This window comes from Veillonella sp. S13054-11 (assembly GCF_002959795.1).
GTDB lineage: Bacteria > Bacillota > Negativicutes > Veillonellales > Veillonellaceae > Veillonella > Veillonella parvula_E.
Genome location: NZ_PPCY01000009.1, coordinates 73,047 through 87,691, shown reverse-complemented (window position 1 = coordinate 87,691; position 14,645 = coordinate 73,047). Strand labels below are relative to the sequence as shown.

Annotated in this window: 11 protein-coding genes and 2 CRISPR repeat arrays; of the genes, 10 read left to right on the top strand and 1 reads right to left on the bottom strand. The window is 36.4% G+C overall.

The window, feature by feature from the left end; translation table 11 throughout:
- Positions 1 to 254 precede the first annotated feature (254 nt).
- From VPHSUH08_RS09080 to cas2, 10 genes are all read left to right on the top strand, one after another.
- Positions 255 to 863 (top strand): hypothetical protein, encoded by a 609-nt coding sequence (locus tag VPHSUH08_RS09080; RefSeq protein ID WP_004694448.1) that lies wholly within the window; start codon positions 255 to 257, stop codon positions 861 to 863.
- A gap of 364 nt (positions 864 to 1,227) precedes the next feature.
- A CRISPR array of direct repeats spans positions 1,228 to 3,115; the repeat unit is 35 nt; unit sequence GTTAAATTAAATGATCCCCTAATGGGGACGGAAAC.
- 172 nt (positions 3,116 to 3,287) lie between these two features.
- A complete protein-coding gene (cas10, locus tag VPHSUH08_RS09075) occupies positions 3,288 to 5,837 on the top strand; it encodes a type III-A CRISPR-associated protein Cas10/Csm1 (RefSeq protein ID WP_105087288.1) in 2,550 nt (849 codons plus the stop codon).
- Positions 5,838 to 5,847: 10 nt separating this feature from the next.
- Complete coding sequence (csm2, locus tag VPHSUH08_RS09070) at positions 5,848 to 6,348, top strand: type III-A CRISPR-associated protein Csm2 (RefSeq protein WP_105087287.1); 501 nt, start codon at positions 5,848 to 5,850, stop codon at positions 6,346 to 6,348.
- Between the two features lie 15 nt (positions 6,349 to 6,363).
- A complete protein-coding gene (gene csm3, locus VPHSUH08_RS09065) occupies positions 6,364 to 7,047 on the top strand; it encodes a type III-A CRISPR-associated RAMP protein Csm3 (RefSeq protein ID WP_105087286.1) in 684 nt (227 codons plus the stop codon).
- Positions 7,048 to 7,056: 9 nt separating this feature from the next.
- Complete coding sequence (gene csm4, locus VPHSUH08_RS09060; protein WP_105087285.1) at positions 7,057 to 8,055, top strand: type III-A CRISPR-associated RAMP protein Csm4; 999 nt, start codon at positions 7,057 to 7,059, stop codon at positions 8,053 to 8,055.
- Complete coding sequence (gene csm5, locus VPHSUH08_RS09055; RefSeq protein ID WP_105087284.1) at positions 8,048 to 9,238, top strand: type III-A CRISPR-associated RAMP protein Csm5; 1,191 nt, start codon at positions 8,048 to 8,050, stop codon at positions 9,236 to 9,238. Before csm4 ends, csm5 begins: the two co-directional genes overlap by 8 nt.
- Complete coding sequence (gene cas6 / locus VPHSUH08_RS09050; RefSeq protein WP_105087283.1) at positions 9,228 to 9,998, top strand: CRISPR system precrRNA processing endoribonuclease RAMP protein Cas6; 771 nt, start codon at positions 9,228 to 9,230, stop codon at positions 9,996 to 9,998. The genes csm5 and cas6 overlap by 11 nt, the downstream gene beginning before the upstream one ends.
- Complete coding sequence (locus VPHSUH08_RS09045; RefSeq protein ID WP_105087282.1) at positions 9,995 to 11,314, top strand: CRISPR-associated protein Csm6; 1,320 nt, start codon at positions 9,995 to 9,997, stop codon at positions 11,312 to 11,314. Before cas6 ends, VPHSUH08_RS09045 begins: the two co-directional genes overlap by 4 nt.
- A gap of 97 nt (positions 11,315 to 11,411) precedes the next feature.
- Entirely contained in the window at positions 11,412 to 12,407 is a 996-nt protein-coding gene (cas1, locus tag VPHSUH08_RS09040) for a CRISPR-associated endonuclease Cas1 (protein WP_060919606.1), read from the top strand.
- 1 nt (position 12,408) lies between these two features.
- Complete coding sequence (gene cas2 / locus VPHSUH08_RS09035) at positions 12,409 to 12,684, top strand: CRISPR-associated endonuclease Cas2 (protein ID WP_060919607.1); 276 nt, start codon at positions 12,409 to 12,411, stop codon at positions 12,682 to 12,684.
- A 317-nt stretch (positions 12,685 to 13,001) separates the two neighbouring features.
- Positions 13,002 to 14,121: direct repeats of the CRISPR family, unit length 19 nt; unit sequence GTTAAATTAAATAATCCCC.
- A gap of 355 nt (positions 14,122 to 14,476) precedes the next feature.
- Here cas2 and VPHSUH08_RS09570 read toward each other — a convergent pair.
- Positions 14,477 to 14,641 carry a hypothetical protein gene (locus VPHSUH08_RS09570; protein ID WP_165850987.1) on the bottom strand — a complete coding sequence of 55 codons (165 nt, stop codon included), beginning with the start codon at positions 14,639 to 14,641 and terminating at the stop codon, positions 14,477 to 14,479.
- Positions 14,642 to 14,645: the final 4 nt, after the last annotated feature.

Here is a 14,645-nt window from a genome sequence, read left to right as displayed (position 1 = left end):
AATATACATAAAATATGCAATTCTCAATTTAAATGAGAAAATAATGACACATCAAGGTATATATAACTTTTACAAGATCATAAAGTCATTAAATATACGTAAATTTCTATAGTTTTGTATATATATTTACAAATTATACAGGCTGATATACAATTAAGTCAGCAGCAGATTAAAGCATGCTAATCTGCTTTCACAGAACACGTGTTCATTGTATTGTTGAAAGGAATGTTCCTGATTAGATTGGAGAGGATTCCATGGCAATAGATGATAAACTAACAGATTTGATGGCCGCTCGGCTATCTAAGGGAGAAGATTTGGATTTGATCTATACGAATCCAAAGAATCACATTGTTTGTTTTATTCCTACCTATCAACCTAGTGGTGGGGACAGTACGAAGTGTTATTTTGTGGATGGACGGGAAGAAATGGTTCATCTGCCGATGCGCACGATTACGCGAGAGCTGGCGATGCAGGAAGGGCTGAGACCCAATTACATCATGACCAGCGACGGTCGACGCAGCAGCTATACGGCACCTAAGACCTATGGTCCGCATCTAACCTTTGCTCATATTAAATGTCGCCGCCCTATCGGCAAGGACGTGGTGTACGGCCTCTTTAACGTGGCTATACCCTATGAATATATCGTTACTGAAGGTCCGGAACCCGATACGAGCTATATTCATGTGGCGGACTTTGCACCGATCTTGGTGTACCAATCCCCGCGTCATGTCAAACACAAACTGAACGAAGCGATGCTAGAACACTGCAACTACGTGAGAAAAATGCTAGCTCGCATCAAACTCAGCCAAAACCCTCAAGTCGTGGCCGAACTATTTATCGCCTGGAGAGACCTAACGAGATAACTCGTTGGACGGTGAAAGTAGAAATAGGAGGGTGGAGAGAAATCTGGAAAAGGAGGATAGGCGTATAAGAAAATAAATAGAACTGCGGGAGCAGATGAATTATTGAAAATAAGTTACATATGGCACCTCAATAGAGCCACCTTATATAAGGTGGCTCTATTTTCATATGTTTTTCATTAATGCTATTGATGTGCTATAATAGACCTAGATTTAATCTTTTGAAAATCAAATCTGCGCCGTTGTGATAGTGGCGCGGTTAAACGACATTATTTTAGCTCATTAAAGTGCCTTCTGGGGTGGAGTTACAATCTCCGCCGTTTTTGGTATTTTAGAACCAGTAAATATCTGTTGTTTCAAAGACAGGGTTAAATTAAATGATCCCCTAATGGGGACGGAAACCTTAGATTACGTGCATCTTTCTGATGCAGAGGGATTTCCAGGTTAAATTAAATGATCCCCTAATGGGGACGGAAACTAAAGCCATAAGCATTTTATTTTGCTCTTTTAGCAATTCGTTAAATTAAATGATCCCCTAATGGGGACGGAAACAATTTACAAAAACACGATGTTATAGGATTAGCATACCTTTTAAGTTAAATTAAATGATCCCCTAATGGGGACGGAAACTCCCTTTCGTATCGTTGGCTACTAAATATTTAAAGCCTTTCACGTGTTAAATTAAATGATCCCCTAATGGGGACGGAAACAAATCATAGATTTTTCATCGAGTGTAAATAAGTTTTTGTTAAATTAAATGATCCCCTAATGGGGACGGAAACATTTAAGAAAGGAGTACAGTATGGATATTAGTACTGTGCAAATGTTAAATTAAATGATCCCCTAATGGGGACGGAAACTTCATCGTAGGTTCTTCATATGTATTACCACTACGATTAAGCGTTAAATTAAATGATCCCCTAATGGGGACGGAAACCGTTTTACTGTGTGATATACTAACATACCCATAAGAAAATAACGTTAAATTAAATGATCCCCTAATGGGGACGGAAACGCCCCCTGTAATAACTCTTGGTGTTCTTGTGCCCTCCGTTTAGTTAAATTAAATGATCCCCTAATGGGGACGGAAACACATGGCTTGCAAGTGGTATAATTTGTTCCCCATCTTTGTCGTGTTAAATTAAATGATCCCCTAATGGGGACGGAAACTTAGTTACAGCCATTTTATTCACCGTATGTTAGCCTGTTGGTTAAATTAAATGATCCCCTAATGGGGACGGAAACCCTAAAACCCCACGTTTAAAATATTGGTATTCCAGCATAATTGTTAAATTAAATGATCCCCTAATGGGGACGGAAACGGTATCTTTTCTTCACCTCTAATGCTAATCCTTTTCCAGATGGTTAAATTAAATGATCCCCTAATGGGGACGGAAACTTTTGAGTTTTGTTGATTTCAATAGATTTCTTAGTTACAGCCATGTTAAATTAAATGATCCCCTAATGGGGACGGAAACGTACAGCAGGGCAGGAATCATCGTTACGACCGCAATAACCTGTTAAATTAAATGATCCCCTAATGGGGACGGAAACTATTACACGCTTGAGTTAACTAATGCATTGAAAGAGTTGCATTGTTAAATTAAATGATCCCCTAATGGGGACGGAAACAAAATCACGGAGTTATATCTGAAATTCTTGTAACTTTATACAAGTTAAATTAAATGATCCCCTGATGGGGGCGGAAACGAGTTATTGAACTTTTGATTAATAAACTTTTTCATAACATTTAGTTAAATTAAATGATCCCCTGATGGGGACGGAAACCCCTTTGTTATCCATTTCATTAAATGCGGTCTCCGGCATCTTGTTAAATTAAATAATCCCCATTAGGGGACGGAAACTTGTAGTTATTTACTATCCGATAGGTCTCGGGGTTTTCCTTTGGTTAAATTAAATAATCCCCTGATGGGGACGGAAACAGTAACTAATAAGAATTCCATATGACGTCCTTTCTGTGATATAGTTAAATTAAATGATCCCCATTAGGGGACGGAAACATGAAATCGCCTTCATAAGCTAATGCTTCTTTAGTAGCAGATTTGTTAAATTAAATAATCCCCATTAGGGGACGGAAACTCTACTACCACGTCCTGACGGTTGTATTCGATGAATCTTGCCCAGTTAAATTAAATGATCCCCTGATGGGGACGAGAACAATTCATGTGATTTGTACTCTATAAGTATATTCTCCAATACGTTAAATTAAATAATCCCCCTTACGGGGCCGGTTCTTATGTCAAAAACTCATATAAGTACAAAAATATAGCCAGTATATTCTTTTTAGTGAATATACTGGCTTTTTTGTATAAATCGGATGGTTTTTCTATTGGTTTTAATCAGAAATGAATATATAATGAAGTCAATAGGTTTTTTATTTCTTAAGTAGAGTTTGGAGGCGATGTGATGGGTAAATGGGATGCACTGGTAAAGGGTGCATTGCTTCATGATATCGGCAAAGTCGTGTATCGAGCTAATCAGGGAACCGATGCACATTCTAAGCGCGGCGCTGCTTTCATTGAGCCCTATTTTTCCGATATGGGCTTAAAGCAAAGTATTACTCATTGTTTGAAGTATCATCACGGGAAAGAGCTTAGTGCAGCTCAACTAAAAAATGATGATTATGCATACATTGTGTACGAAGCGGATAATATTGCTGCAGCTGTAGATCGTCGAGATCTTGAGGAAGGTGAAAATACCTCTACACAGAAGTTTGATAAAGAGTTAGCGCTTCAATCAATCTTCCGTGTATTTGGCGGTAAAACTAGTACTCAACCCTTACAGTATTATCTACGTGGCATTGATGTGTCGGACCATTTTAATTATCCTGAAAGTGATAAAACTATATGTGCATCAAGTGATAAATATAAGGCACTATATGATGTGTTAGTACAGAACTTTCAGCAACAACCAATAGATAAGATGTCCGTTAATGAGTTGTTGAGAATTTATGAAGACACTGTGTCCTATATGCCATCTAGTACGGCAACAGATCAAGCCAATGATATCTCTTTGTATATGCACTCAAAGATAACAGCAGCTGTGGCACATAGTATGGTGCATTATTTTGAGGAGCAAGGTATTACTGATTATAAAGAATACTGTTATCAGAATTCTAAAAAGTTTCGCGAAATGCCAGCGTTTCGATTAATATCTGGAGATATTTCTGGCATTCAGAATTTTATTTATACGATTCCGTCTAAAGGTGCATTGAAATCATTACGTGGTCGCTCATTCTATTTAGAAATTTTGATGGAACAAATTGTAGATGAGCTATTAGATGCATTGCAGTTAACTCGGGCAAATCTTATTTACAATGGTGGCGGTCATTTTTATGTATTGGCTCCTAATACAACAAAAACTTGTACTGCTATTGAATCTATGGAAAAATCTATTAACGAATGGTTCTTAACCGTATTTGGTACTAAATTGTATTTAGCACTTGGTTCTGCTACAGCAACAGCTGCCGAGTTAATTCAATCGCAACGTACATTATTTCGCAAGGTGAGCCAATCTGTTGGTGAGGCTAAGGCTAAACGATATTCTGAACAACACCTAACAGATCTATTTAATCCAAATAGTACGTATAATACAGTTCTTCATGGTGAGCGAGAATGTTCCATTTGCCATACTTCAACAGCAATACTATCGCCTTATGGTAAGGATACCGATGCTGAGGCTTGTCCAATTTGTAATGGCTTGTATCGCTTAGGGGAACAGATTGTTGACAGTCGAGATACGGTCTTTGTATTAGCTAGCCCTAATACGAGTGATGATAGTGAAAGTATCCCTAAGGTTGAAGTATATGTTAATAATTTGAATAGTGATGCGGATAATTTGAAGTTATATCTTTATGTGGTCCCTGAAGCATCATTACAGAAGTTTGAATCTAGTCATGAGATTTTTAGAATATACTCTAAGAATACAGCTAAAACTGGACATAATGTATTCAATCGTATTTGGTTAGCGGATTATGTAGCACGCAAGGATAATGGTCAAGTTTATGAATTTGAAGAACTTGCCGCATCTAGTGGCTTAGGGGATGATAAAGGTATTAAGCGACTTGGTGTATTGCGAGCAGACGTAGATAACCTTGGTGCTGCCTTTATCGGAGGCTTTATTTCTGAGGGCTCTGATAAATTTAAATATGGTACTTTATCACGATATGCTGACTTATCTCGTGATTTGGCAATGTTCTTTAAGGTTGCCGTTAATAAAATGGCTCAAGGTGATGTGCAAGGTTTTGGTAGATCTGTTACACCATTTACTATTTGGGCTAATAAAAAAGTTACGACTAGAAAAATTCACGTTATTTATTCCGGTGGTGACGATGTATTCCTTGTTGGTGCATGGGACGAATTGTTAGAATTAGCAATTGATATTCGTGAAAAACTGGCAGAGGTTACAGATAATAAAATTACTATGTCTGCTGGATTAGCCTTATTTTCTCCATCCTATCCAATAAGCCAAATGGCAGCGATTACGGGCCTACTTGAAAGTGTTGCTAAAGACAATGATGGCAAAGATAGTATTGCCTTGTTTGGGTTTGAAACAAATTCAAATGGTGAAGAGCGTATATGTCGTCATGTGTATAAGTGGGAGGAGCTCATTGATAATGTAATAGAAGACAAACTTTATACACTAGATCAATTGTTTGTTATTCCGGGGATTAATGAGGCTCAACCATCAAAACTGAAATTAGGGAAAGGTTTAGTTTATAAGTTGATGGACTTATTACAAGGAATTTTAAATGATAGAGTACAGGGGAAGCATATTAATGTAGCTCGTATTCTTTATTTATTAGCCCGTTTAGAACCTAAGAAACATGATCCTGCGTATGGATCATATAAAAATTTTGTTACAGCAATTCATACTTGGATTCAAACAGAAGCAGATTGTAAAGCATTATTAACAGCTTGCAACCTCATTGTTTACTATATGCGTGAGACGAAGTGAGGACAACTATATGGCACAAGATACATTTAATTGGAGTTTAGACCTTGTTAAGGTGGCTGAGGCCGTTATTAATAAGTTAGATAAGAATAAAAGCGGTAGTGCTTTTTTATTAAAATATGCACAATTACGTAAAATTTTATCTAGTGTAGTAGCAATTAAAAATAAACTGAGTGTTGCTCAACGAAGAAGCAAAGCTTTTGATAAGTTACCTAATGATATTGCAATGGATGTACGTTTTTTAAAAACTACACTTTTGTATCAAGCTGGTCGTATTGAAGAGTCTGTTGGTCGTGGTAAAAAAGTTTATCCAGTAAAGCAATTGATTGATATTAGTAAGCTTTTAAATATGATTGAAGATATTGGCACAGATGTTAAGCGTTTTGATTTACTATGTAAATATGTAGAGGCTTTAGTAGCATTCTATAAATATCGTTCTGTAGAGTTATCTCAATCACCAGAACCGGCATTTAATACTAATCAAAATAATCGTCCATCATTTGGTAACCGATAATAGGAGGAGCTTAACATGGAGAGCAATGATAAATTAAAATCTTTACGTGGTAAATTACTAATTACAGGTACTATTAAACTAGAAACGGGTATGCATATTGGGGCTAGTAATGATTTTGCACCTATTGGCTCTGTTGATACACCATTCATTCGTGATGTAGTTACTCAAGAGCCAATTATTCCTGGTAGTTCTATTAAAGGCAAATTACGTACCCTACTAGCTAAAAGTCATTGTAACGATTATATAATGAATGATATTAAAGAGGATAAAGAGGAAATCAAACGTTTATTTGGCTCCGTAAATCCTGTAAAACCAGCTCGTTTACAGTTTTATGATTTATTTATCACAGATGAAACTCGTCAACTGTTTGCTAATATAGAGACAGATACTTATATGGGTGAAATCAAGTTTGAAAACACCATTAATCGTGTTGATGGTAGTGCTAACCCTCGTCAAATTGAACGTGTTCCAGCAGGTACTGTATTTACATTTAAAGTTGCATATAACATTGAAAATGAAGCCGAAGTTACTGAAGATATGAAGATTTTACAAGAAGGTCTTGCATTACTAGGTATCGACTATTTGGGTGGTCATGGGTCTCGCGGCTACGGTCGTGTAAATATTTCTATTGATGATGTGAAGCCAGTAGGTAATAGTGCTATTAATACGCAGGATTTATTAGATATATTAAGAAAGTAGGTTGTTATTATGAACTACTATCTATATCCATTGCGTTTTCTTACACCGGTACATTTCGGGGATACCTCAGAAGGCGGTAGTTTAGAAACTATTTCTCTTACATTAGGCTCTGATGCACTATTTGGTGCATGTTGTCATGAAATCTGCCATGATACAGGTTTATTACAATCTTTTATCGACTCTGTAAAAGATCAACATATTGTACTATCTAGTTTGTTTCCGTACTGCATAGATAATGGGGAATATCAATTGTATGTACCTACACCTATCATGCAAATTGATTCAAAAGAGCTGCCTATTACAAGTTTCGCAGAGACAAAACGTGTAGCGACAGAGCAAAAGAAGATTAAGAAGATTGAGTATATCCGAGCATCACAGCTACAAAATTTTAGTCAGTATATAGAGGCCGATATTTCACAAAAATATATGCCTACCTTTGGTGCTAAACAAACATCTGCGCAGGTAAATATGCGTGGAGAAATGAGCCGACCATATTATGTGGGCAACTATCAATTCATGTCACATACGGGGTTATACTTTATTGCTGGTTTTAATGACGATGCAAGCCGGGAGTTATTTGAAGGCATATTTGAAGTTTTAGGACTATCTGGTATCGGTGGTAAACGCAGTGGTGGTTATGGGAAATTTGAGTTAGCTGACAATCCTATTAAACTAGAAGTTCAAGATATCTATAAAGATATTTCTGCTTTATATGCGTTGATTCATAATAAGCAAGGAAACATGATGTGCATTAGTGCCTGTGTTCCGACTAGTGATGAAGTGGCTACTTTAAAACAAGGTTCCTATAAATTACAAAAGCGTGGAGGCTTTGTAGGGGCTGCTGGAACTACGACTCAAGTAAAACGTAATTCCTATTATGTTGTTAAGGAAGGCTCTGTTTGTCCAAAAGCATTAGTAGGACAAATGCTTACTATTACGGGGGATACTTTACCTCATCCTGTATATCGTAATGGTATGGGCTTATGGATTGGGGTGGATTATGAGTAATCGTATAAATCATGCACAACTATCGCTCACTATTGTGAGTCCTACCAATATTGGTGGCCCTGAAAAGCTAACGACTAAGGACTATATGTACAATTACGATGCTGGTGAAGTATATCTTCTTAATAACTACGAGTGGTTTCGCTTTTTAGCACGTCATAATAAATTAGCAGAGTTTGAAGCATATATGCAGGATGAGATGGTGAGACCAAATGGTCGAACTATGTATGATTGGGCTAAAAATGCTATTGGTGCATCTCAATTAACAAAAGATACATTAGGTTCTGCTATTGGCTCTATTATGAAATCATCGATATATAATAAAGGGCGTAAAAACTCATTGAATGATATTACGCCTCAGATTCGTGGAGCCAATGGGGATGTTTATATCCCTGGTAGTTCTATTAAAGGTGTTATTGATAGTGCTATTGTTTCACATATACTCCGTAGAGATGCCAGGTTTAGAGCTACAGTGCAACAAAAACTAAAGGAAATTTTACAGAAATATAGAGATTTCCAATATGATAAGAAGCGTTGTAAACGTGAAATCGGTTCTGTATTACGAGAAGTGAACAAGTTGATTGATCGTAATATACAAGTACTGTTCGGGAATTCAGAAAAGAGAGTTAATGGTATCTTAGCTAGTGCTTTCCGAGGTGTTTCTGTTTCTGATGCTATGCCTATGGGTGTGATTAAAACAGAGGTATTAAAGAAAGAGGATTCTTGTGTTGAGGAAGATGGAACTCATGATATTTCTGTACATCGTGAGTGCATTTTACCAAATCAACAGTTCTCCTTTACATTAACCCTTGATACAGCTATGACTAAAGAAATAGGGATTACTAGTATCGATCAAGTGTTAGATATTTTACAGGAAGACTTTGATACTACTCATAAGTTATTAGCCTCTAAATTTAAGAAGGTTAGTCCGTCTGTCTTTAAAGCTCTAGACTCAGCTAATGCGTATATTGGTAGTAATACAGGATTTATTCAAAAGACTATTATTATGGCTGCTTTCACGGATGATGAAAAAACAGGAATTGATATTATTAGAGCTATTTTAGATGTGAATTTTCAAAAGGCTAAACATGATAGTAAGGATAAATTTATGGCACCACGTGCGATTAAATTAGTAAAGTGGAATGGCAATTATTATGAGATGGGGGGCATTCATATTGGCAGATAATGTTGAAATTATGGCCATTGAGTTAGGAATAACAGCAGACCCATCGATTAAAATTGTGCAGTCTATAGGTAGCGTGCTACATGGAGTCTTAATGGAGCTGGTGGGAATAGAATATGCAGGTCAGTTACATGAAACGGGCCTGCGCCCTTATAGCCAATATATCTATTTTGATAAAGAAAAAGGTCAATATATTTGGCGTCTTTCTGCTGTAACAGCAGAGGCTGTTGAGCGTATATTACGACCAGCACTAGATATGCCTGAAAAGATTTTTTTGAAACAAAAACGAGGGCATATTTATATTCAAGATAGAACTATTTTAGAGGAAACCTCTTATGAAGCGTTAATGGCTAAGTTTTGGAGTGGTGAAGCAGAATATGCGCAGGCTAAATTGCGGTGTGTGACTACAACAAGCTTTAAAGTAGATCAACAATATACAATATTCCCTGAAGCCTTTCGTATCTATCGCTATTTATTGCGTCAGTGGAACCAGTTCACTACGTTTGAAATGATGGACTCTGAAGATTTATTAGCTGCACTTGAATCAGCTGCTTTCATTCGCGACTATAATTTGCGAATGAGCATGTATGGTTTAGAAGGAGTTAAAATCCGTGGTTTCCGTGGAGAGATTGTAATGCAATTTAAGCGAAATTTAGTGATGCAACGTATCCTATCTCTATTGACTTATTATAGCCAATTCACAGGGCTCGGAATTAAGACCGCATTAGGTATGGGTGGGGTACAAAGTGAGGTAGTACAATGAGAATTCTTTATACTCCTGTAGGAGATACAGATCCTATTCGTGGTTGCTATGATGGTGGGATGCTTCATATAGTAAGGCATTATAACCCTGATATGGCAATCCTCGTATTGAGTAAGGATATGGAGCAAAAGGAAGCATCTGATAGCCGATTTTCTAAGGCTTTAAAACATGTGAAAGCTGATTTAGATATCAAGCTTATATACACAGGTCTTGAAGATGTACATCGTATTGATACTTTACAACCGTTTGTTGACCATTTCTATGAGATGCTTTCAGAATATCCTGATGCAGAGATATTGATTAATTTAAGCTCTGGTACACCTCAAATGAAGTTAATTATGTCTTATCTCAGCGTAGAGCATGATGCGGTACGAGGTATACAAGTCGATAGTCCTCAAGGTGGCTCTAATCGTTCTGAGCCAGCAGTTAATGATGACGAAGATATTGAAATCGTTATTGAAAATAACTTTGATGATCAAGGAGATACTGAAAATCGATGCCATGAACCTCAGATGGGATATATTAAGCGTAACAATCTTAAACAATCTCTTCATACTCTTATTAATAGCTATAAATATAAAGAGGCTATAGGTCTTTATCATGGCTATAAAAGAACCTTTAAAGATGGTGTTGTTATTGATGTATTACCGCTCTTAGAACATGCTCAATTGCGATTGGGTTTAGATTATAATGGTGCTTTACAAAAGTCTCGTAAAGTAGGCTCTATAAACTTATCTTCTATATTTACCGATAAGGTGCTACGCAAATTACATGAGTTTTTAATGCTTATGGAAGTGCGGTTAAAACAAGGTCAAATTGAGGACTTTATTTTAAAAACCACTCCATTTATGTATGAGTTGATGCGTTATTACTTTACTAAAGAGTTCCATGTAAACTGGCGTCAAGTTGAGAAAAAAACATCTATGGGCATAAGCCTTGATATGGTAGCATTTGAAAGCCAATATCCTAAACTATATACATCATGGAAGTCTAATACTAATAAACCTTATCGACAAGAGCTCCAATTATCTTTTTATCATATGTTACATATGTTGGAAGATCAGGATACAGTTGATACCTCTTTATTGAAGCAATTAAAAGAGATACGTAGAATTGAGAAAAAAATTCGCAATAAAATGGCTCATGAGGTTGTTGTATTTACAGAACAAGATATTTGTAGTGCTGCAGAGATTCAATCATTGCAATCTTTCTTACATCAGATTAAGGATGTCTTCTTTATTATTACTGGACGAGAAAAACAGAATAAACTAATTTACGATACTATCAATACATATGTGTTAGAACAAATTCAATAGTGTGAAAATTCATTAAACTGAATAATTTTATAGATTATCATCTTTAGACCCAAATTGATTCCTTAGCGTATTCATTTATATAAAAGGAGGCGACTATATGTCATCCCTATATGTTACAGAAGCAGGATCGTTTATCAAGCGTGACGGGGGTCATGTTGTAGTTGGTCGTAATAATGAGGTATTGTTCGAGGTTCCTTTAGAGCGAATTGAAGATATTACTGTCTTTGACTCAGTATCTATAACAAGCTCATTGGTAACTGATTTTATTGAACGTGGCGTACCTATTACATGGCTATCTGGTTATGGAAAGTATTTTGGTACTATAATCAATACTAATACTATTGACATTAACAAACATAAGAAGCAATTTGATTTGTTAGATGATAATGCATTTAGAGTGGCTATGTCACGTAAAATTATTCGGGCAAAGGTGCGTAATCAGCTGACTATTCTTCGTCGCTACGCACGAAATCTAGAAGAGGATATCAATATAGATGTGCAAATTGCGAATATTAAATCTGTACGTAGCCATATTGGTGAATGTATGCGTGTATCTGAACTCATGGGCTATGAAGGACTGATAAGTCGTCTTTATTTTGAAGCACTAGGTAAAATTGTGCCATCTGTTTTTGCTTTTACAAAACGTACAAAACAACCGCCTCGAGATCCCTTTAATGCTATGCTCGGATTAGGTTATAGCATGCTGTTTAATGAAATCTTAGCTGGTGTTATTAATGCTGGTCTCCATCCATTCGTAGGAGTCATGCATAGCCTAGCTAAAGGCCATCCAGCCCTCGCATCTGACTTAATTGAAGAATGGCGGGCGCCAATTATAGATTCTATGGTGCTATCTATGGTGAGCCGTAATATGGTAGATTTATCCGAATTTGATAATTCTGATAAAGGTTGCTACCTGACAGCAGAGGGACGTAAGGCATTTTTAATGGCCTATAATAAGAAAATTCGTTCTGAAAATCAATATATTGATGATTGTAAAAGCTATCGTGAATCTATCTATAAACAGTGTAAGCAATTTGCTAGTGCAATTATACACGAAGATGTAGATTTGTATACGCCATTGGAGATTCACTGATATGAAAAAGTTTATCGTCCTAGTTATCTATGATGTGGTGGATAACAAAACGCGTAACCGTCTTGTTAAATGCTTGGAACGTTATGGCGTTCGTGTCCAAAAGTCTGCGTTTGAAGCTTTGCTTAATAGGAAGCAATATGATGCTATGATGCGGCGAGCTAGTAAGATGATTAACCCTATAGAGGACTCCTTACGAGTCTATGTCCTTGATGACATTATAAATATCTATACTTGGGGTATTGGAGAACGTAAGGAACAAGACTGCATCATTCTTTAAATATAAACAGTTACTCTCGATTAATACTGTTACGATGTAGAAGTGTAATTAACAATAATAGAATCATTAATATTGGTAAAAGTATTTCAAGACTTGATGTTTTGCATTGATGATTCTATTATTGTATTATCTATTTTCTTATATGATATAATGGGTCTAGAATTTAACTCCTGAGAAATTAAATCTGCGCCGTTGTTATAGTGGTGCGGTTTAACGGTGTTATTTTAGTTTGCTAAAGTGCCTTTTAGGATCAATTTGTAATCTCCGCCGTTTTTTGTATTTTGGAACCAGTAAATATCTGTTGTTTCAAAGACAGGGTTAAATTAAATAATCCCCTGGTGGGGACGGAAACTAGAGGATACAAAAACAAGTATCTAATCATATTTACACCGCAAGTTAAATTAAATAATCCCCTGGTGGGGACGGAAACTAGTATTAAGAGCCGATGATGAACGTGATATGGCTCGTATTGAAGTTAAATTAAATAATCCCCTGGTGGGGACGGAAACATGTTTTTTTCATCAAGTTTAAAGCTATTCACTGCTTTTTTATGTTAAATTAAATAATCCCCTGGTGGGGACGGAAACTCGTCAGATAACGAGGAAAACTCAACTTCTTCTTTATTGTTAAATTAAATAATCCCCTGGTGGGGACGGAAACAGATTAGCTGTAATAGTTACGGTTACAGTTCCAGTGCTTTCATGTTAAATTAAATAATCCCCTGGTGGGGACGGAAACATGTCTTCGACATAGTATTTAATACGCTCTAAATCACGGCTGGTTAAATTAAATAATCCCCTGGTGGGGACGGAAACTTTCATTTTTAGTTTTAGAATTTCTTCTAACTAAAATATGTTAAATTAAATAATCCCCTGGTGGGGACGGAAACTCTACGCTTTCAAGCGTGTTAATGAATAGTTGATAGCGTTTAGTTAAATTAAATAATCCCCTGATGGGGACGGAAACCATTCCTCTCTTATTTCTGCGATAGTTGGCAGAAACTTACAACGGTTAAACTAAATAATCCCCTGATGGGGACGGAAACCTCATCGCTGCGCTTTCGTTATAGCTTTGACAATTTCTTGGAGTTAAACTAAATAATCCCCATTAGGGGACGGAAACACCTCCAATTCTTTGGCTTCTAATAATACGAGTAAGTCGATAAGTTAAACTAAATAATCCCCTAATGGGGACGGAAACTACAACATGCTCGCCAGCCGTTGCCTTTTCGTTATTTTTCATGTTAAATTAAATAATCCCCACATTAGGGGGTCGAAGCTATTTTCCAGTACGTGTTATATATTAAAATTTGCTAGTGAATGATTAAATAAAATAATCCCCATTAGGGGACGGAAACTCACGGACAAAAACATAACCGTTACCATAACCAAAGTCTTCAATGGTTAAATTAAATAATCCCCATTAGGGGACGGAAACCTTAATTTTTGTTTACTGATATGCGATTTTGTCATTTTATGGCGTTAAATTAAATAATCTCCCTATGGGTTTAGGTGCTTAGTACATAGTAAATTCATATATTAGTGATAAAGTTAAATTGTCCTTAATAAGGGACGGAAACTGACTAAGTGAAACTGGCGTAATAATTAAATCTGCAGTTTCGTTAAATTAAATAATCCCCTAATGGGGACGGAAACAAGTACCCTTTAAGGTCTATCGGTATTTGTTGATGGTTGGCGCTGGTTAAATTAAATAATCCCCAATGGGGTCAGAAAAGCACTATCTTATTATTTGTAGATAGTGCTTTTTCTTATTTTATATAAATATTAATTTTTTACGGTTGCCATTTTGAATATCCAAATCCCATCATAATAATACTCACCACGAGCATGCCGTTACCAAGGGTAATGGCGCTTTCACTTGTGGCTAGACAGGTAATAAAGGATCCGATGCCCATAATGATTGTGCCTAGTATAGCAGATAGTTTATGAATTGCCATGATA